Genomic DNA, 20,134 nt, shown 5'->3' with positions numbered 1-20,134 from the left:
CTAATAAGTTCGGACTACCCAGGTTAGCGTGACTACGCACCACCGTGCAGATTACTTACGCAGGCGGGGGAGGAAACCAACCGCCTTGTAGACCTTTTCCACGAGCGGTTCCGCAACCTCAGAAGCTCGCTCAGCGCCCTGCGCAAGCAGTCGCTCCAGCTCACCGCGGTCAGCCATGAGCTCCTCATAGCGTGCCTTGAGCGGCGCAGTGAAGGCCTCCAGAGCCTCGGCGGTGTCCACCTTCAGGTGGCCGTAGCCCTTACCCTCGTACTTGACCACAATGTCGTCGATCTTCTCCCCCGTCAGCGCGGACTGGATGACCAAAAGGTTGGACACGCCCGGCTGAGTCTCGCGGTCGAAAGCCACCACACCAAGGTCATCGGTCACAGCGGACTTGATGCGCTTAGCCGAGGTCTTCGACTCATCCAGCAGGTTGATGATGCCCTTCGGGTTGGCGCCCGACTTCGACATCTTGGCAGTCGGCTCCTGCAGGTCATAAATCTTGGCCGAGTCCTCCGGAATGAACGGCTCCGGAACGCGGAACGTCTCGCCGTACTTATTGTTGAAACGCTCCGCGAGGTTGCGGGTCAGCTCCAAGTGCTGACGCTGATCCTCCCCCACCGGCACGTAGTTCGGGGAGTATAGGAGGATATCCGCCGCCATGAGCACCGGGTAGGTAAACAGACCAACAGTGGTGCGGTCAGTGCCCTGCTTAGCGGACTTGTCCTTGAACTGCGTCATGCGGGAGGCCTCACCAAAGCCGGTCAGGCACTGCAGGACCCAGGTCAACTCAGTGTGGGCCGGGACATGGGACTGCACGAACAGCGTGGACTTCTCAGGGTCAATGCCCAGTGCGATGAGCTGTGCGGCACCAGCAACGGTACGGTTGCGCAGCTCCTCTGGGTTCTGCTCCACGGTGATGGCGTGCAGGTCCGGGATGAAGTAGAACGCGTCATAATCGTTCTGCAGATCAATCCACTGCTTGAGCGCTCCCAAGTAGTTTCCCAGGTGGTAGGAATCTGCCGTGGGTTGAATACCGGAAAGTACGCGGGAGATGTTCTGCTCAGTCATGGTTGACTAGTCTACCCTCGTGGCACGCCTGCCAAGTGGTTGGCTGCGCCAAGGTGCTGCACGGCATCATCGATGATGGAAACCAAGCGCACTCCCCTACTCACGTGCGGAGTCCAGTTGGTGTCGACGATGTCGTCGAGGGCGGCGTCGGAAAGCGTTGCGCAATAGTCGCGCACCGCCTCAAGGGTGGCGCGGACGTAATCACGCACTGCGCTTAGCGACGCCTCATCTACCGCAATCGCCCGCGCCTCCTCCGGGGCCTGCCCGTAGCCCATGGAATCCGGCAGCGCGATGTCGAAGCGCTCCCACACCTCGGGCTCACCAGTCAGGGCAGCGAGCTGAATGTCCGCCATGCGGCCGGTATGCCACAGCAACCAAGCAATCGAATTCGGGTGCCCACCCAGATGGGCGTTGGCCTGCTCGACGGAAACCTCCGGCAGTGCATCAAGCGTGTCGATAGGGCGCTGGGCTAGATCAAGAAGAACGTTCATAAGACCCAAGCTAGCTCCCCTTAGCTACATACGGAAGCAGCCTGATAATCGGCGAAGTTCTCTACGTCATCAATGACGGTAAAACCATTGAGAAAATTTTGCCTAGAGTCGTAAATAACCCCGGTGTTTCACTCCTGCTTTCGGCCCAAGGTTAACATGTTCACAGTGAGCCGACACGTGGAGCAGCCACAAAGCTACGAGGCGGCAGTTCGAAGAGCTTATAGTCGGTGTAACGACATAAAAAATCCCCACCAGGCAGCGTCTGTTCTTTCAGACGAACCTAATGGGGGGGAGACACTCACCTGCAGGTGAGTGCTTTAGCAGCAAATGCAAACTTAGAGCTTGCGAGAAGTCGGCGAGTGAATGTCGAGCATAATTGCCCAACCAGCGACCATGAACGCGCCGCCGACGCCCTGGAGGATGATCGGAGCCAGGAATGCGAAGGACGGACCGACGATGGTCCACCACCAGATACCCAGGCCGAGCAGGACGGCGCCGAGCACGAAGTAAATAATTGCGCGGGTCATGAGGTTCTCCGTTTTAAGAATCTAAGATTTTTGAGACTCGCACAGCTTAGCACCGTCTAGCGGTACTGCACCAGCAAAGGCGAGTGATCCGACCAGCGCTGTTCCACCGTGGGTGCCTTTTCAACCCAGGTTTTCTCCGCGCGCTCCAGCATTGCCTTGGTGGCAGCCTGGTAGTCGATGCGCCAGCCAGCGTCGTTATTAAACGCTTGGCCGCGGTAGGTCCACCAGGTGTACGGACCGTCAGCATCGGGGGCAAGGCGCCTGGCGACGTCGTACCACTGCACGGCGTCCTCCCCCGGAACGCGGGCTGACCAGTCGGTATTCGTGGCGTAGTCGATCACGCCGAGGTAGTCCCCAAGGCCCTTTTTGTCCTGCGGAAGCTCATCCGGGAAGGAGCCAAACACGTGGTCCATGAACGCACGCTCCTCAGGCAGGTGGCCGGACTTCTTCTCATTGGACTTGTTGTTCTTGAGATCCTGCGCTCGGTGACAGATGTTCCAGTCGCCACCGATAACGGCCTGCGGATAAGTCGCGGCCAAGTCGGCGAGGACCTCCGAGAACTCGTCGAGGAAGAGGTACTTCTCATCCTGCTTCGGGGAATCAGTATCGCCAGACGGCAGGTACAGGGAGGCCACGCGTACCGGGCCGCCCTCGGCGTCGACAGTCGCGGCGATGAAGCGACCGGACTCGGAGAAGGACCCGAAGCCAACTGAGACGTCGCTCAGCGGCGTGCGCGAAAGAATGCCCACGCCCGCGCGGCCCTTCGCGGCGGACTCGGCCTGGACCAAGTGCCAGCCGGCCTCAAGAGCGGGCGCGAGTGCCTTCTGGGTTTCCTTCGGATTCGCGCGAACTTCTTGCATGAGGACCACGTCGGCGGTGGTCTCCTCGAGCCAGACATTCATTCCCGGGTTATTTTCATTGCGCTGCTTGCAGGCGGCGCGGATGCCGTTGACGTTGACGCTCGCAATAGTAAAAGTCATGCGCGCTAGTCTACTTGCGCGCAAAAGGAACAAGACCACCGCCGTCGTGCCCCACCGTGTGCTGGGTGTTAGCTCTGCTCGATGATCTTTACATGCACGCCGCTACGCTTGGCGGTGACCTGGGAAACGATCCACACGATGATGCCCAGCGAGGCGAGGACGACGCCCACCAGGGAGGTGGCGTTGTAGTTGAAACCGGCGCCCACCACGAGGCCACCGAGGGCCGCACCCATGGCGTTGGCAATATTGAGCGCGGACTGGTTCAGCGCGGAGGCGAGGGTCTGGGCGTCGCCAGCAACGATCATGAGGCGCAGCTGCAGCGACGGGATGAGGACCGCGCCGAAGAAGGCGAGGAAGCCGAACGCGATGGTCGCTGCCCAGAGATTGTGCGCGCCGAAGTAGAACACCAGGGACGTCGCCACGAGGAATACGAGGGCGAAAAGGATGGAGTATTCGGTGTTGCGGTCAGACAGCGCGCCGCCGACGCCGTTGCCAATGGTCATGCCGATGCCATAAACCATGAGCACTGCCCAGGTCCAGCGATCCGGCATTCCGGCGACTTCGGTCATGGTCCATGTGATGTAGGTGTAGACCGCGAACATGCCGCCGAATCCGACGATGCCCATGATGACCGACAGCCAAACCTGCAGGTTTTTCAGCGCGCCGAGCTCGGTGGAGATGTCAGTGGACGGCATCTCCGTCATGTGCGGGAAGAGGAAGTATAGCAAGACCATCGTTGCCAGCGCGAGGATGACCACGAGGAAGTAGGCAGCGTGCCAGCCCAGGTTCTGGCCGAGTGCCTGGGCCGCGGGAACGCCCATAACAGTGGCCACGGCCAGGCCCATGCCGATGGCAGCCATTGCCTTACCGCGACCGCCCTTCGGCGCCATGGCGGCGGCGGACAGGTTGGCCACGGAGAAGTACGCGCCGTGCGGCAGACCTGCAATGAAGCGAGCGGCCAGCAGCGTGGCGTAGTTCGGTGCCAAGGCGGTGAGCAGGTTGCCCACGAGGAGGAAGCCGATGAGCAAGATGATGAGGCGGCGGCGCGGCAGCTTGCCCGTCACGGCTGAGATAACGGGAGCGCCGACGACGACGCCGATGGCGTAGACGGTGATTAGTGTCGAGGCGGTGTCTTCCGTAATACCAAAGTCACCCGCGATGAGCGGCAGCAGACCCATGGAGACGAACTCCGTGGTGCCGATGGAAAAGGCACCCAGCGCCAGGGCGAGCGTGACGAGGGTGCGGCGGGTCGACGAGATTTCAGTTTGGCGGGGCACGCGCGGTTGGTCGGCGCGGTCGTGGTTGTTTTGGGAGCTTAAGGAGACAGAATTCACGAGCGGAGACCTTAGCGCGCGGGAGGGATCCTTCGTAAGCCACGGCCGCCCAAATGTGCTTTTCCCACATCATGATGGGTTTATGTCACACATCACAGAGGTCAAATTACACAACACGAGTGTGGTGCAATAGTCTTGCCTAAGTTAGAAAAGCTTTACCTACTCTTCAAAGGAGTTCCCTAGTGCGAGCGCAACGCATCATCGCCACCGTCGCGGCAGCGGCCACCATCTTCACTTTGGCAGCCTGCTCCTCGGACAGCTCTTCCACTGGAGAGAACAACTCCGCGTCGTCGTCTAACTCCGCGGACTCCGCCGCATTCCCGGTGACCATCAAGCACGCGTTCGGCGAGACCACCATCGAGAAGGCACCAGAACGCGTGGCTACCGTGGGTTGGGCTAACCACGAGGTTCCTTTGGCGCTGGGCGTTGTCCCAGTGGGCATGTCCAAGACCACCTGGGGCGACGATGACAACAACGGCGTCTTGCCGTGGACCGAGGAGAAGCTCAAGGAGCTCGGCGCGGAGACTCCGGTCCTCTTTGATGAGACCGACGGCATCCCGTTCGAGCAGGTCGCTGACACCCAGCCGGACGTCATCCTCGCTTCCTACTCCGGTCTGACCCAGGAGGACTACGACACCCTGTCCAAGATTGCCCCGGTCGTGGCCTACCCGGACGTCCCGTGGGCGACCTCCCTCGAGGACATGATTGAGCTGAACGCTGAGGCCATCGGTAAGAAGGACGAGGGCGAAAAGCTCATCGAGGATCTCGATGCCCAAACCGAGAAGGCCCTGGACAAGTACCCGGCTCTCAAGGACAAGAAGGTCCTGTTCACCGCCTTCGGCGGTAGCACCGATGCTTCCAAGATCGGCTTCTACACCACCGACGACCCACGCATGGGCTTCCTGGCCGAGCATGGCCTGGGCACCCCGGACATCGTGGAAAAGAACTCCGAGAACGCCGAGCAGTTCTGGGTCGAGGTCTCCGCTGAGAAGCCAGAAGAGTTCAACGACGTTGACCTCATCGTGGCCTACTCCACCGGAAACGCCGACGATGACAAGAAGACCCTCGAGGAGCTGCAGAAGGATCCGCTCAAGGGCAAGATCCCGGCAGTTCAGAAGGGCAACGTGGTCTTCCTCGAGAACGGCCCGCTGGGCGCTTCGGCGAACCAGTCCCCGCTGTCTATTCCGTGGGGCATCGACAAGTACTTCGAGCAGCTGAACTCCGGTCTGCAGGCTTAAATCACGTGGCGGCCAAGAAAATCGCCGTCATCATCGGACTCTTAGCCGCCACCGCTCTCGCAGTGGTGGCTTCGGTCATGTTTGGCGTGCGCACAATTTCCCCTTCCGACGCCCTCTCGGCCCTCGGCGGTTCGACCGCGACAGCCAGTGAGGCCGCCGCATATTTGCGTGTCCCACGCACCGTGTTGTCGCTCTTCGTCGGTGCCGCGCTCGCCATGTCCGGAACCACGTTCCAAGCCATGACCCGCAACCCGCTCGCCGACCCTGGCATCTTCGGCATCCTCTCCGGCGCCGCGCTGGCCGTCGTGGTGGGCATCGCGTTCTTCGGGCTCTCCCGCCCCGTGCCCACGATGATCGTGGCGATTATCGGCTCCTTCGCTGCCGCCACCTTCGTCTACGTCGTCGGCTCCCTAGGCCGCGGCGGCGCCACGCCGCTCAAGCTCGCACTCTCAGGCGCTGCCACGGCCACCGCGTGTTCCAGCATGGTCAGCGCCGTGCTGCTCCCGCGCACCGACGTCATGGACAAGTTCCGTTTCTGGCAAATCGGCTCCGTCGGTGGCGCGCAGTGGTCCCAAATTAGTATGGCCGTGCCGTTCCTCGTCATCGGCCTCATCATTGTCCTGGCCTGCGCCACGGGACTTAACGCACTTGCGCTTGGCGACGACGTCGCTACCGGCCTCGGCATCAACGTTGTGCGTACGCGCTTGCTCTCCGCCGTGGGCGCGGTCATTCTGTGCGGTACTGCCACCGCGATTGCCGGCCCCATCGCTTTCGTAGGCCTCATCGTCCCCCACGTCATGCGCCTAGTGCTCGGCACCGACCACCGCCTGCTGCTGCCCATGACCGGCCTGGCCGGCGCCTTCCTGTTGGTGGCGGCGGACACGGTGGGGCGCGTCGTCGCCAAGCCGAGCGAGGTCGCCGTGGGCATCCTCACCCCACTTCTAGGCGCACCGCTGTTCATCTGGATTGTCCGCCGAACCAAGGTGCGTGATCTCTAATGCCGAATCAAACCTCCTCGGCCTCCACCTCCGCGACGCTGCAACAGCAACGCCACGCCCGCGCGCGTTCCTTTGCCTGGCGCCTGAGCGTGCTCGCCGTCATCATCGTGGTTTTGTGGGCCACCAGCCTCATGGTGGGCGAGACCTTCTATGGTCCGGGCAAGGTGATTCGTGTTGTTTTCGGTGAGACCGTCCCCGGCGCGTCCTTTACGGTCGGCGACCTGCGCCTGCCGCGTGCCACCGTAGCCGTCGCCGCGGGCATCGCTTTCGGTATCGCCGGCGTGACTTTCCAGACCATGCTGCGCAACCAGCTGGCCTCTCCCGATATCATCGGTATCTCCTCCGGTGCCTCCGCCGCGGGCATCACGGCGATTGTGTTTTATAACGTCTCCCAGACCACCGTGTCTTTGGTGTCGCTGGTGTGCTCGCTGACGATCGCCGCGCTGATTTACCTGCTGTCGCTGAAGTCTGGTTTCACCGGCACGCGCCTTATCCTCATCGGCATTGGTATGTCGGCGATTCTGCAGGCGTGGACCAACTTCGTGCTGTCGAAGGCCCCGTCCTACGACCTGCCTACGGCCACACGTTGGATCACGGGCTCGCTCAACACCATGTCCTGGGAGCGCGGCCTGCCACTTCTTCTTACGGTGCTGATCATCGCGCCCGTCATGATTTTCTTGGGTCACCAGCTCAACGTTTTGCGGCTTGGCGACGACCTCGCCGTCGGCCTTGGCCTGCGGCTCAACGTTGTGCGTGTTTCGGCCATCGTGGGTTCGGTGATCCTCATTGCGGTGGCCACGGCGTCGACAGGCCCGATTGCCTTCGTGGCATTCATGGCCGGGCCGATTGCCACCCGCCTGTTCAAGGCTGGCCCCTCCATGATCGCCCCTGCCGGTGCGGTGGGCGCCATCCTGGTGCTCGTCGCTGACATGGCTGGTCAATACTTCTTTGGCACCCGCTACCCCGTCGGCGTCATCACCGGCGTGCTCGGTGCGCCATTCCTTATTTACTTGCTCACTCGCTCGAATCGTTAGGACTGTCATGCACAAACCTGCTCAGCTCACCGCGAAGGACATCTCCCTCGGATACGGCGAGCGCGACATCATCACCGGGCTCAGCGTCGACCTCGCACCCGGCAAGGTGACCTCCATCGTGGGCCCCAACGGCTGCGGCAAGTCCACTTTGCTGCGCTCGCTGTCCCGCCTGCTCAAGCCCACCGGCGGCGAGATTTTCCTCGACGGCAAAGCCATCTCCGAGATTCCCACCAAACAGCTGGCCACCTCGCTGGGCCTACTGCCGCAGTCTCCCATCGCCCCGGACGGCATCGTGGTGGCGGACCTCGTGGGCCGCGGCCGCACCCCACACCAGGGGCTGCTCGGCCGCTGGAGCCAGGAAGACTACGACATCGTGCAGGAATCCATGGAGATGACCGGGGTGGCTGAACTCGCGGAGCGCTCCATCGACGAACTCTCCGGCGGCCAGCGCCAGCGCGTGTGGATCGCCATGGCACTCGCCCAGCGCACCGACATCCTGCTGCTCGACGAGCCCACCACCTACCTCGACATCAAACACCAGCTCGAGGTCCTCGACCTGCTCGTCGAACTCAACGAGACCCACGGCACCACCATCGCCATGGTCATTCACGACCTCAACCTGGCCGCCCGCTATTCTGACGAACTCATCGCGGTCTCAAACGGCAACGTCTACGCCCAGGGAAGCCCCCAAGACGTCATGACGCAGCAAACGGTCAAGGACGTCTTCGGCGTGGACTCCGTCATCGTCGAAGACCCAGTCTCGGGGCTTCCGGCCGTCATGCCCATTGGTAAGAGAAAGGTAAAGTAATGCCCTACCAGCCATTCCGCGCCACTGTCTTGGACTCTGTGCGCATCTCCCCCAGCTTCCAACGAGTACGCCTCACCGGCCTGACAGAGATGGGGCCCTCCGGCGTCATCCGTGACCTGCGCATTAAGCTCATCATCCCCGGCGCCCACGGCCTGCCGGAGCTTCCCGCCACGGAGGACTGGTACGCCGCTTGGCAGCAGCTCGATCCGGCCACCCGTGGCGCACTTCGCACCTACTCCGTGCGCGAGCTCGACCGCGAACGCGGCATCCTCACTATCGACTTCGTGCTGCATACCGCGCCTGGTGAAACGGGCCCGGCATCCATGTGGGCGTCGACAGCCGCACCGGGCGATGAAATCTACGTCATCGCCCCACACTCCGACGACGAATCCGGCCCCGGCATCGAGTTCCAGCCCGGCGAGGCCCGCGAGGTCCGTGTCTTTGGCGACGAGACCGCCCTGCCTGCCATCGCCCGCATCCTCGACGAGTGGCCCGACGGGCTTAGCGGCAGCGTGCACATCGCGGTGCCCTACTTCCAGGACGCGCAGCCCCTCGCCGCTCCTGCCGGCGTCACCATCGAGTTCCTCCCGCACGGTGGCAAAGCCACGCTTATCGACGCCCTCTCCTCCCTCACCGGCATCGACCCCGCTCCGGACACCCCACAACAGGCCACCCCTGAGCGCGAAGTTCTCTGGGAGACCCCAGGCTTTTCTGCTTCAGGCGAAGAGCTCGGCACCCGTGCCGCGGACGGTGCGTATTGGTGGATAGCGGGCGAAAGCGGCATCGTCAAGCGCATGCGTCGCATGCTGGTCAAGGAGGCAGGCGTGCCGCGCTCGGCGGTGTCCTTCATGGGCTATTGGAAGCGTGGGGTCTCTGAGGGGTAATTGCCCGCACAGCTGTAACAAGACAGGTATCCTGTTAGGTTGAAACATTTTCGAACTATTAGGAGAAACATGTCTAAGATCATCTGGACCCGCACGGACGAAGCTCCGCTGCTCGCCACCTACTCTTTCAAGCCGGTCGTTGAGGCTTTTGCCTCCACCGCGGACATCGAGGTTGAGACCCGCGATATCTCCCTGGCTGGCCGTATCCTGGCTCAGTTCCCAGAGCGCTTGGGTGAGAAGAAGGTCGAAGACGCACTGGCTCAACTCGGCGAGCTGGCTAAGACCCCGGAAGCAAACATCATCAAGCTTCCGAACATCTCCGCTTCCCTGGTACAGCTGAAGAAGGCTATCGCCGAGCTGCAGGCTGACGGTTTCGACATTCCGGATTACGAGGACGCTCCGGAGAAGTACGCCGTTGTTACCGGTTCCGCTGTGAACCCGGTTCTGCGCGAGGGCAACTCCGACCGCCGCGCACCGATTGCTGTGAAGAACTTCGCTAAGAAGTACCCGCACAAGATGGGCGCTTGGACCGCTGATTCCAAGACCAACGTTGCCACCATGTCTGATAACGACTTCCGCCACAACGAGAAGTCCGTCATCATGCCGGCTGATGACACCCTGACCATCAAGCTCAATGACACCGTCCTGCTCGAGGGCCTCAAGGTTCTCAAGGGCGAGGTTATCGACGGCACCTTTATCTCCGCCAAGGCTCTCGACGAGTTCCTTAAGGCTCAGGTGGCTCGCGCTAAGGAAGAGGGCGTTCTCTTCTCTGCTCACCTGAAGGCCACCATGATGAAGGTCTCCGACCCAATCATCTTCGGCCACGTGGTCCGCGCGTTCTTCGCAGACGTTTATGACAAGTACGGCGAGGAGCTGCTCGCAGCTGGTCTCAACGGTGAGAACGGCCTCGGCGCTATCTACGAGGGCCTGAAGTCCCTCGAGAATGGCGAGGAGATCAAGGCCGCATTCGACGCTGCTCTCGAAAACGGCCCGGACCTGGCTATGGTGAACTCCGCTAAGGGCATCACCAACCTGCACGTTCCTTCCGACGTCATCATCGACGCTTCCATGCCGGCCATGATCCGCACCTCCGGCCACATGTGGAACAAGAACAACGAGGAACAGGACACCCTCGCTGTTATCCCGGATTCCTCCTACGCTGGCGTTTACCAGGCTGTTATCGAGGACTGCAAGGCTAATGGCGCATTCGATCCGTCCACCATGGGTACCGTTCCAAACGTCGGCCTGATGGCTCAGAAAGCTGAGGAGTATGGCTCCCACAACAAGACCTTCAAGGTTCCGGAGAACGGCACCGTGCAGGTGACTAACTCCGCTGGCGACGTCCTCATCGAGCACGACGTCGAGGCTGGCGACATCTGGCGCGCATGCCAGACCAAGGACGCTCCGATCCAGGACTGGGTCAAGCTGGCTGTTAACCGCGCACGCCTGTCCGGTATGAAGACCATCTTCTGGCTGGACCCAGAGCGCGGTCACGACGCCAACCTCATCACCCTGGTGGAGAAGTACCTGAAGGATCACGACACCGAGGGCTTGGACATCTCCATCGCTTCCCCGGTTGAGGCAACCAAGATCTCCATCGAGCGCATCCGTAAGGGCGAGGACACCATCTCCGTCACCGGTAACGTGCTGCGTGACTACAACACCGACCTCTTCCCGATTCTCGAGCTCGGCACCTCCGCAAAGATGCTGTCTGTGGTTCCGCTGATGGCTGGCGGCGGCCTCTTCGAGACCGGTGCAGGCGGCTCCGCTCCGAAGCACGTGCAGCAGGTTGAGGAAGAAAACCACCTGCGTTGGGACTCCCTGGGTGAGTTCCTCGCACTGGCTGAGTCCTTCCGCCACGAGCTCAACGCTCACGGCAACGCTAAGGCAGGCGTGCTTGCCGACGCCCTCGACAAGGCCACCGAGACCCTCCTCGACGAGGGCAACTCCCCGTCCCGCAAGGTCGGCGAGAACGACAACCGTGGTTCTCACTTCCACCTGACCCTGAACTGGGCCAAGGAGCTGGCTGCACAGACCGACGACGCTGAGCTGGCTGAGACCTTCAAGCCGGTTGCTGAGGCCCTTGAGGCCAAGGCTGGCGAGATTGAGCAGGCGCTTCTCGACGTCCAGGGTTCCCCCGTCGACCTCGGCGGCTACTACGCCCCGAACGAGGAGAAGCTCAACCAGACCATGCGCCCGGTTGCTGCCTTCAACGAAATCATTGACGGCCTGAAGAAGTAAGCGCTCGGTTGACTGTCTGGGCCGTTGGCCTGGGCTGTCGATGCTAGTTAGCCGGCTGGCCCGGGGTGCCATACCCTGGGCCAGCCGGTTTTTGTTTGGCCGGGCTGGGAGCCCCTTTGCCCAGCCCAGTCTCGTCCTCCATCCCCAAAAGCCACCCCTTCCCGAACTCACTGGGTGATGCCCACGCGCCACAGAGCGACTGCGCATTCTAATGGCACAGGGGGTGACGCTCGATGAACTGAACTGATTCTGCCGCCGCTGCTGCCTTTTCGAGGCTTGGATACAGATAGTTTCATTGAAGCACCGTTTTGCGACATCAGATCAAATAGACGCAAGGCATAAGTTTCCACAAGCTTGATCCAGAACATGCACATTCAAACATAAATGGATTGTTTAGCTAACGCGCTGCGCCGGTTGCATCCGAATATCCCGAACAATTGCCCGATGAGTTTTCCCACCATCTTTTCGGAAGTGCCAAGTGCCGCCGCGATGTCCCTGTCGGACAACACACCGTCGCGCAGGCATTGCATCACCCGAGTTTGGAAAGGCGTGAGATTTTGAGCCCGAAGAACTGTGGATACAGGGAGCTGGTGGTCAAGCATCAATCCGCGATCGAGGTAGGTGAGCCTCATTTCAAGATCAGTTTTGAAATTCTCGGTAGGTTGTTCACAGATGAAGTAGGCATTAGCCCCTGCTTCGATCGCGCTAAAAAGCGTTCGTACGGTGTGCATGGAGCGCTCAACAAAGTACAATATTGGTGGCGATTCACTCTTCTCTGGAGAAGTAATCACCTCGTCATTTTCGACTTCGAATACATCACAGTGTGTAGTACCGATTTCATGCGAAGACGTCGCTGCGATAGCTGTTGCCCTGACCATATCTGCAGTTGTTTTCGAGTAGACCTCATCGGTACCAGCACCTTTGACTATTAACCGCTTTGACTTAGCAAACATACATGCAGCAATTACCGGAACGGATGTACTCTTCACGGATCCACCGCCGAAATCCAGAGTGTTGATATCCTTGAGACTGTTAATGCACCCCATTTCGGCCCATCCGAAGCAATCTGTCAAAGCTTCCGTTATGTTGTAATCCGCCCCAATGAAAAGGCATGGCTTCCCAGCTATATTCTTCCGCCACATCAGAGCCCAAACACCACATCTGAACTATTCGCAATATATGCAGAATGGGTGGCCACGACGACCACTGCACCACCCTGAGCAAATTGACGTAGATATTTAAGAACGAGTTGCGCGTTTGCTTCATCGAGGGCCCCGGTCGGTTCATCAGCTAACACAATCTTCGGCTGCGCGAGAATGAGTCTCATCAAAGCAATGCGCTGTTGCTCGCCACCAGAAAGCTCACTCACCGTTCGCTTTTCAGTCCCTCCAAGCCCAACTTCAGTCAGCGCCGCTGCCATCGTCTCGCGGGAGACGCGGGGGACAGCAATCTTGATATTCTCCATAACAGAGAGATCGGGTACCAAACCATAGTCTTGAAACAGGTACCCGACGTTTGCTCGCCGAAATCTGCGACGTGCGCCCGGATTCATAGATGCGATGTCGAGCCCTTCGAACTCGATCGTTCCCGAATCCGGCGTAGTCAGTCCGCCTAACATATTGAGCAAGGTTGTTTTGCCACTGCCGGAGGGCCCTGTGAGCGCCGTGATTTGTCCTGCCTTAAAGGTGGCCGAGAAAGTTTGCAAAACCGTCCGCTCGCCAAATCCGCAGGATACTTCGCTTACCTGAATTGTCATTGCGGTTCCACTCCTCCTCTTGCATCCCACTGTGAAGCAGCTCTAAGCATTAGCACCATAGAAACCAAAAACCATACTGCGCTGAAACCCACGACTGCGACGATGGTCAATGGTGACCATTGATTTTCAAACCCGATACTCCAGGTTGAGGGCGCGCGGCTCTCAGCTTGAACCTGATGATCGCGGACCATATACAGCAGCCAGCCAATTGTCGCTACGAAAAATACAACCTCAAAAGCTACTGCTTCTTTTGCAACCCACCAAGGGCTTCGCCCACAAACATAGGCAACGTGGATTTTGCGCCGGTAGGTAACGCGAAAAGTAAGGACCGTGGCTCCAACCAAGACCGTCACAAGCAGGACTACCGCAAAGCCATTCAGCCCCCACAGAGCCACATTCTGCTCGGCGGCGCGAATACTCGACTGCCATGAGTCCTCGCGCGGCCTGAAGAAAGCAAGCGTATTCCCAGTAGCACCCTTCAACATTTGCGAAGGCACATCAGGGGAGGCAGTGAGAAGGACTTGCTGGGATACCTTCGACATCAAGTTGTGGTCCCCCAACGGGGCAAGACCCCGTGGAAGGATGACGAGAATCGGGTTATCTATTTGCGGACGGTAATCAACATCGTAAGTGAATACCGAGCCCAAGCTGCATCCGTCCCGCCACTCTATGTCGGGTGCTGGTTCATTGGTATAACTAGCCTCGAACTTTAACGTATCCTCGATCACGTTTGTCGACTGCAGAGACAGCTTTCCCGGTGAGCAGACCGTCACAACAGTGCCATCCAACATCGACGCTCCCGCCTGTCGCGCGAATTCCTGGTTCACTAATAGAACTGGTGCCTCTAGTTCTACGGGCCATGTAATCCAATACGGGTCAACGAGGAGAATGTCTCCTGCCTCGTCGGCAGCCCGAAATGGCGCTGCGGCCTCTCTATCTGACCAATCTTCGAAGGCTGTGTTAACGTTCAACGCCAGCTCTTGCTGCCCACGGTGTGCATCCCACGCCCCCTGCAAGCGATGACGCGCCTCAAGCTCCGCTGAAAACCCGACCAGGGTTGCAACCACACTGAGCGCAGCAACCAGGGACACGCCGCGGACAACGGTCAGGGAGTAGAGAATTGGCCGCGCGTGGATCTTGCCCTTGACGGATTGGGGTATCGATGTCCTGCGAACCAGAAACTGGCCACCCAGGTAACCAATGAGCAAACATGCAGACAGAATCAAGCTAATCGTGAAATAAATTCTCCAAAACACCCAGCCTTCCGCCCACCCGTTGTAGGCATAAAGCAGACCTGCAACGAGCAGTGGGGCCCCGAGGTAAGCAAGCACAAGTGTGATGCTCTGTCGCTTGATTTCAATACTGGTCGTTTCTGCGACGCTGAGCCCTAGTAGTCGATGAACACCAACCTCACGTGAGCGGGCAAGAACATGGCCTGCGCTGAGAACCAGACACAGGAGGACAGACAAGATCAGCAGAATAGGGATAGTCGAAGATGCAAAGATTTCCGTGAAATACCTGGTAAGAGGCACCGCGTCAAGCCCCTGCTCATCTAACCACCGTAGCAAGTGCTGCTCGTCCGCCGCCGACCCTTTGATATGGAGAGGTTGTCTCGGATCAGAGTATGGAAAGTCTTCCAGCGGATAAAATATGTCAACTTCCCCCCGTTCAAAGCGAGGCCGTTCCATCCGGCCACCGTCAGGCGGAAGCGAGGACGAGTAGACTCGTTGCTCACCACCTGAGACAGCGAGCGACGAGTAGTTAATCGCGATGTCGAAGTCATTATTTCGCGCAAACTCGGCCAGCTCGGAATAGAAACTCACTCGCTCCGAAGCGACGCGATCTGACTCCACCTGAACCCCGTACTCACCCAAGTGACCATCAATCGTTGAGTAAAGCCTCGCGCCGAGGAAAGCCACAGTAGTCGCCAGAATAGCCGTGGCGAATATCCCCACGGCTAATAGGCTTGATCTCAGAAAGGACATGTTCTAGCAATGACGGTAGAAGGACTCATTGCCAACTCCCTTACGCGGAGCAGTGGCGCGTGACCAGACGTTCTTGTTCACACAGCCACTATCTGACCGGAACTTCCCCACAGCTGTAGATCCATGTCGAACGCCGTTATGAAAGTAGTGGGACCACACTGTGGAAGAATCACTGCCGTAATCCCAGGTTCCTCCGTCAATGCTGACAATCGTCGCCCCAGCGACACCCGTGCCGGCAAAGGTCAACACACCCGCCAAAACTGCACCAGTGATGCGGTTTCGATTTTGAATCTTCATGGTTTCTCCCTTCGGCAGGTATTCAACGGCGGAGGGACTTCCGCCGTATGGCAATTATCAAACTCAGGTTTGTGTTGTACAAGTAGGAAAACCTACCTTTGTGATTTGCAACACTATCGAATATCAATTTTCGCCGGCTTTGAGGCTTCCCAGGCACGGTGCAGCGACGACTGCCCACGCATGGTTGCGTCCCTTAGCGCGGGTTACTGCCCTCACAATTACCCATTGGAACATCCCTTCATCATCGAACGGTCTTACTGATCGTCATCTACTTTCTGGGCCCTTCCCGAAAACTCAAGTCCCGAACCTCGCTCACGGCCAAAATGGGCCGCCAATACGGACTACTTCCCAAAACCGAACCGGGCCTCCTATCGCAGATCAGTCGCACGCTTATCCCTGGGCCCGTGCGCTCAAAATCTTTCTTGCTTCGTAACCGGGAAAGGGTACCAAAACAGCCCGAAAACCACTCCAAAAACTCTCCTAACCGGAGAAACGTTTTCTTGCCTCTTTCTTGCTTCTTGGGCGGGTTCCAGGGGATCCGCCTCGCGCCCCCGAAAACCTACCCCGCGTTGCGCAGCGCGGCGGCCTGTTCGAGACCGGTGCCGGCGACTCCGCCCCGAAGCACGTCCAGCAGGTGCAGAAGGAGAACCACCTGCGCTGGGATTCCCATCGGTGAGTTCTTGGCTCTGGCTGAGTCCTTCCGCCACGAGCACAACACCAACGGCAACGCCAAGGCAGGTGTCCTGGCCGCTGCCCTGGACAAGGCCACCGAGACCCTGCTGGATGAGGGCAAGTCCCCGTCCCGCAAGGTGGGCGAGAACGACAATCGCGGCTCCCACTTCTTCCTGACCCTCAACTGGGCCAAGGAGCTGGCTGCACAGACTGACGACGCCGAGCTGGCCTCGAGGCCTTCAAGCCGGTCGCTGAGGCCCTCGAGGCCAAGGCAGGCGAGATTGAGCAGGCGCTTCTCGACGTCCAGGGCTCCCCCGTCGACCTCGGCGGCTACTACGCCCCGAACGAGGAGAAGCTCAACCAGACCATGCGCCCGGTTGCTGCCTTCAACGAAATCATTGATGGCCTGAAGAAGTAATTCGGCGCTAGGCGCTTAACAAAAGACCGCTTCGTCTCCTCCCTGGAGTTCGAGGCGGTCTTTTCTTGCTTCATTAGCCGCAAACCGGCCCGAAGCCACAGATTCGGGCGCTATTTTTACCCGTTGAGCTGCGAAGACTTTTTCTTGACTGTTTCTTGCTTCTCGCGCATACTTTTACTCATGACTCCCATCAATTCTGCGCCTGAGGAACAACTTGTTGCCCGCGTGAAACGGTTTATAGCGCTTCCGGCTGAGCTACCGTGGCTCGAGTTCAAGGTAAACAAGCTGTCCTCCGGCGCGGAGATTGCAAAGTATGCCTGCGCCTTGGGAAATTCGGCACGCCTGCACGATGAACCAGCGGGATACCTCATATGGGGAGTAAACGATGACCACGCTGTCGTTGGGACGTCGTTTGACTGGCAACAGGCAAAGGCGAAAGGCAACGAAGACCTACTCCCCTGGCTCAACCGCGTCATTAGTCCAGCACCTGATGTGACATTCGACGAGGTAACCGTTGATGGACACCTCGTTGTGCTTCTGCGCATCCCCGCCGCATTGTCCGCCCCGTATTCTTTCGAAGGGAAACGGTATTTCCGCAAGGGCAGCTACATGAAAATCCTCATGGACTTTCCTAACGAGGAACGTCAGCTCTGGACAAAACTCAACCAGTTCGAATTCGAGAACACAGTAGTGGCCGAGGGCCTTGAGCCCGAATCGATTACCGACCTCCTTGATCCTGAGGCTTTCTTCCTCAATCGGCCGGAACTCCCGCATACGACAGGCACCGCCCTTATCGACACGTTAAGGAACGCCAAAGCCATCTCCTACTCACATGAGCAAGGCTGGCATATTCCGGCGTGGTCTGCGCTCATGTACGCACGTTCCCTTCAGGACTTTCCAGAGCTGCGCGGGCGCGCTCCCCGCGTCCTATACTTCAACGGCCCTTCACGCACGGCGGTGGAACGAGAATGGGAATTCACCGAAGGTTATGCGTCTTCCTTCACCCACATAGTCACGCTCTTCAACACCATTCGCCCAGGCGGCGAACATATTGATCCCAGTGGTAAGCGCGTAGTAACTCCACTGCTACCAACGGTGGCCTTCCGCGAGGTCCTAGCAAATGCGCTCATGCACCAGGATCTCGAGCAGCGCGGCCGGTTCTTGACCGTGGAGATTTTCAGCGATCGGGTCGAAGTAACCAACCCAGGGACCCCGCTTATCGACCCCCAACGGTTCATTGACTCGGCGTCCACCACACGCAATACTCATCTCGGTGAAGCTTTACGTTTGGCGCATCTTGTCGAACAACGCGGAAGTGGCTGGGACAAAATTGTGTCCTCCCTCGAAACCGAGCACTTCCCGCCGGCTCTCGTCCGCGCCAACGGAAGTACCACCGTCTCCCTCAGCGCCTACCGCCCCTTTGCACTGATGACCATGGAAGAAAAGACCCAAGCCGTCTATCAACATGCTTGCCTTCGCTTCCTTGAGAACCTCCCCGTTAACAATTCCTCAATCCGTCAGCGCTTCGGGCTGAAAGACTCGCAAGCGGCTCAGGCCACTCGCCTGCTTGCTGCCACCGTCGAGGAAGGACTCATCCACCCTTACGATCCCAGCGCAGGCCCGCGGTCATTGCGTTATGTTCCATTCTGGAGCAATTAGGAACCGCTTTCTTGCTTCATAAGCCGCAAACTGGCTCAAAACGGCGCCTTTCGATACCGTTTTCACCCGTTGAGCTGCGATAACCTTTTCTTGACTGTTTCTTGCTTCTTAAGCCTGATATCGAGCAGATCCCCATCCTGCGGCACCGAAAACGTCAACTATTTAAAAAGTTTTTCAATCCGCGGGAACCGAGAAGCCATCACCTCCGACTAGTAGTGCAGTTGATATCAGCGCCTGTCCATCGCCCGTCTTGAGCGCTCGGAAGCATTCATCCTTAGGCACTCGCCACGGGCCCTACCTGTACATACTGAAAAGAGCACTACATATGAGTCGGACGGCTCTGCGATCTTTCATTCAACGCATCCATTTCTACGGCGGCATGTTCGTCGGCCCCTTCATCCTCGTCGCGGCATTGACTGGCTGCCTCTATGCCATTGCCCCCACCTTGGAAAAGGTAGCCTATCGCGATGTCATGAACGTTCCGGCGGTCGAGCACCCGCTCAGCCTCGAGGAGCAAATCCAGGCCGCGCAACACGAGCACCCAGATATGCCTGTGACCCAGGTGTGGCCCGCTACCACGCCCACGGACTCCACCCGCGTGCTGGTTAGTGACCCGGGAATTGATGAAAGCCTCCAGCGAACCGTCTTCATCAACCCCGCCAACGCTGAAGTTATCGGGGACTACCCAACCTACTCCGGACTGGGTGAGATGCCGCTGCGCCGTTGGATTTCCTCCCTGCACGAAAGCTTCCACCTGGGCAAGGTCGGTGAGCTCTACTCGGAGCTGGCCGCCTCCTGGCTGTGGGTCATGGCCTGCGGCGGGCTCTACATGTGGTGGATTCGCCGCCGCCCCAAGAACAAGGCAACCGCGAAATCCACGCAACAGCAGCCGAAGCGCTCCGCACGCTCGAAGGCTACGCGCCTCCACTCCATCATCGGTGCCTGGATATTCATCGGCTTGCTTGGACTGTCTGCTACTGGCATCACCTGGTCGGGCCTGGCCGGCGACAACGTCAACTCCCTCGTGGAACGTATGCACTGGAAGGCCACCCCCATTGAAACTGCCCTCCCCGGCGCAAGTACAGAAACGCATGAGCACACCGGCCACGAAGGCCATGAGGGACATGGCGGCCACATGAGTGGGACGTCGGAAAGCGCCAGCGTGGCTGCTGAGGCTGAGCGCGTCCTCGCCACCGGCCGCGCCGAGGGACTGACCGGCCCGCTGCGCCTGTACCCGCCGGAGGACGCCCACTCCGCCTGGCAGGTCAGCGAGCGTTGGGTCGAATGGCGCACCACCTCCGATGCTATTTCCGTGGACGGCTCCACCGGTGAGGTCATCGACCGCCAGCCTTTCTCCAGCCTTCCGTTGTTTAGCAAGCTCAGCAGCTGGGGCATCTACCTGCACATGGGCATCATGTTCGGCCTACCGCTGCAGATCGCGCTGTTCGCGCTGGGCCTGGCTATCGCCGCCCTCGTGGTCTTGGGCTATTACATGTGGTTCAAGCGCCGCCCCCGCTTCGTGCCGGGCTCGATGAAACAGTTCTCTTGGGCCACCACGGCGCTCGGCGCTGTCTTTGCCGCCACCGTCGGCGCCTTCCTTCCGCTGTTGGGCATCACTCTGGCCGCGTTCCTTGTTCTTGACGTCATCCTCATGAACCGCCCCACCACGCCAACGCGAGCACAGGAACCCGAGTTGCTTCCCACGAGCTAGATAGTGAAAGCCATCACATAGAGCGGGGCT

17 protein-coding genes and 1 pseudogene are annotated in these 20,134 nt (G+C 59.4%); 9 read left to right on the top strand and 9 right to left on the bottom strand.

What is annotated here, in order from left to right:
• Nucleotides 1-51 precede the first annotated feature (51 nt).
• From trpS to HMPREF0308_RS01280, 5 genes are all read right to left on the bottom strand, one after another.
• Nucleotides 52-1,071, bottom strand: coding sequence for a tryptophan--tRNA ligase (gene trpS / locus HMPREF0308_RS01300; protein WP_005527978.1), 1,020 nt, complete (start codon nt 1,069-1,071; stop codon nt 52-54).
• Nucleotides 1,072-1,082: 11 nt separating this feature from the next.
• Nucleotides 1,083-1,562, bottom strand: a complete 480-nt coding sequence (locus HMPREF0308_RS01295; protein ID WP_005527976.1) for a DinB family protein — start codon at nt 1,560-1,562, stop codon at nt 1,083-1,085.
• 335 nt (nt 1,563-1,897) lie between these two features.
• Nucleotides 1,898-2,089: a hypothetical protein gene (locus HMPREF0308_RS01290; protein ID WP_005527974.1), complete on the bottom strand. Its 192-nt coding sequence runs from the start codon at nt 2,087-2,089 to the stop codon at nt 1,898-1,900.
• Nucleotides 2,090-2,145: 56 nt separating this feature from the next.
• A complete protein-coding gene (locus tag HMPREF0308_RS01285) occupies nt 2,146-3,069 on the bottom strand; it encodes an exodeoxyribonuclease III (RefSeq protein ID WP_005527972.1) in 924 nt (307 codons plus the stop codon).
• Between the two features lie 68 nt (nt 3,070-3,137).
• Nucleotides 3,138-4,403, bottom strand: a complete 1,266-nt coding sequence (locus HMPREF0308_RS01280; protein WP_050765391.1) for an MFS transporter — start codon at nt 4,401-4,403, stop codon at nt 3,138-3,140.
• Between the two features lie 182 nt (nt 4,404-4,585).
• Here HMPREF0308_RS01280 and HMPREF0308_RS01275 point away from each other — a divergent pair, with 182 nt between their 5' ends.
• The 6 genes from HMPREF0308_RS01275 (at nt 4,586) to HMPREF0308_RS01250 (ending at nt 11,606) form a co-directional block, all read left to right on the top strand.
• Nucleotides 4,586-5,641, top strand: a complete 1,056-nt coding sequence (locus HMPREF0308_RS01275) for an iron-siderophore ABC transporter substrate-binding protein (protein WP_005527970.1) — start codon at nt 4,586-4,588, stop codon at nt 5,639-5,641.
• Nucleotides 5,642-5,646: 5 nt separating this feature from the next.
• On the top strand, nt 5,647-6,639 hold the full coding sequence (locus HMPREF0308_RS01270; RefSeq protein ID WP_005527969.1) for a FecCD family ABC transporter permease: 993 nt from the start codon (nt 5,647-5,649) through the stop codon (nt 6,637-6,639).
• The gene (locus HMPREF0308_RS01265; protein ID WP_005527968.1) at nt 6,639-7,673 is read left to right on the top strand and encodes a FecCD family ABC transporter permease; all 1,035 of its coding nucleotides are present in this window, start codon (nt 6,639-6,641) and stop codon (nt 7,671-7,673) included. Before HMPREF0308_RS01270 ends, HMPREF0308_RS01265 begins: the two co-directional genes overlap by 1 nt.
• A gap of 7 nt (nt 7,674-7,680) precedes the next feature.
• Nucleotides 7,681-8,481: an ABC transporter ATP-binding protein gene (locus HMPREF0308_RS01260; protein WP_005527967.1), complete on the top strand. Its 801-nt coding sequence runs from the start codon at nt 7,681-7,683 to the stop codon at nt 8,479-8,481.
• The gene (locus HMPREF0308_RS01255; RefSeq protein ID WP_005527966.1) at nt 8,481-9,365 is read left to right on the top strand and encodes a siderophore-interacting protein; all 885 of its coding nucleotides are present in this window, start codon (nt 8,481-8,483) and stop codon (nt 9,363-9,365) included. Before HMPREF0308_RS01260 ends, HMPREF0308_RS01255 begins: the two co-directional genes overlap by 1 nt.
• Before the next feature lie 69 nt (nt 9,366-9,434).
• Nucleotides 9,435-11,606, top strand: a complete 2,172-nt coding sequence (locus tag HMPREF0308_RS01250; protein ID WP_005527965.1) for an NADP-dependent isocitrate dehydrogenase — start codon at nt 9,435-9,437, stop codon at nt 11,604-11,606.
• Nucleotides 11,607-11,980: 374 nt separating this feature from the next.
• Here the strand turns inward: HMPREF0308_RS01250 and HMPREF0308_RS01245 are convergent, their stop codons facing one another.
• The 4 genes from HMPREF0308_RS01245 to HMPREF0308_RS13125 all read right to left on the bottom strand — a co-directional run bounded on the left by HMPREF0308_RS01245 (nt 11,981) and on the right by HMPREF0308_RS13125 (nt 15,644).
• The gene (locus HMPREF0308_RS01245) at nt 11,981-12,679 is read right to left on the bottom strand and encodes a helix-turn-helix domain-containing protein (RefSeq protein WP_141276760.1); all 699 of its coding nucleotides are present in this window, start codon (nt 12,677-12,679) and stop codon (nt 11,981-11,983) included.
• Between the two features lie 68 nt (nt 12,680-12,747).
• Nucleotides 12,748-13,362, bottom strand: coding sequence for a heme ABC exporter ATP-binding protein CcmA (gene ccmA, locus HMPREF0308_RS01240; protein ID WP_005527963.1), 615 nt, complete (start codon nt 13,360-13,362; stop codon nt 12,748-12,750).
• Nucleotides 13,359-15,281, bottom strand: coding sequence for a hypothetical protein (locus HMPREF0308_RS01235; RefSeq protein WP_141276757.1), 1,923 nt, complete (start codon nt 15,279-15,281; stop codon nt 13,359-13,361). The genes ccmA and HMPREF0308_RS01235 overlap by 4 nt, the downstream gene beginning before the upstream one ends.
• Nucleotides 15,282-15,350: 69 nt before the next feature.
• Nucleotides 15,351-15,644: a lactococcin 972 family bacteriocin gene (locus HMPREF0308_RS13125; protein WP_005527961.1), complete on the bottom strand. Its 294-nt coding sequence runs from the start codon at nt 15,642-15,644 to the stop codon at nt 15,351-15,353.
• A gap of 580 nt (nt 15,645-16,224) precedes the next feature.
• Here HMPREF0308_RS13125 and HMPREF0308_RS01230 point away from each other — a divergent pair.
• The 3 genes and pseudogenes from HMPREF0308_RS01230 to HMPREF0308_RS01220 form a co-directional block, all read left to right on the top strand.
• Nucleotides 16,225-16,734: pseudogene (locus HMPREF0308_RS01230) on the top strand (NADP-dependent isocitrate dehydrogenase); the annotation flags it as partial.
• Nucleotides 16,735-16,914: 180 nt separating this feature from the next.
• Nucleotides 16,915-18,393, top strand: coding sequence for an RNA-binding domain-containing protein (locus HMPREF0308_RS01225; protein ID WP_034656546.1), 1,479 nt, complete (start codon nt 16,915-16,917; stop codon nt 18,391-18,393).
• Between the two features lie 325 nt (nt 18,394-18,718).
• Nucleotides 18,719-20,104: a PepSY-associated TM helix domain-containing protein gene (locus HMPREF0308_RS01220; protein ID WP_005527955.1), complete on the top strand. Its 1,386-nt coding sequence runs from the start codon at nt 18,719-18,721 to the stop codon at nt 20,102-20,104.
• The last annotated feature ends 30 nt before the right edge of the window (nt 20,105-20,134 follow it).

Origin of the sequence: Corynebacterium striatum ATCC 6940, from assembly GCF_000159135.1 — a bacterium.
Taxonomy (GTDB): domain Bacteria; phylum Actinomycetota; class Actinomycetes; order Mycobacteriales; family Mycobacteriaceae; genus Corynebacterium; species Corynebacterium striatum.
The sequence above is the reverse complement of the archived record's forward strand: the minus strand, read 5'-3'. Positions and strand labels throughout refer to the sequence as shown.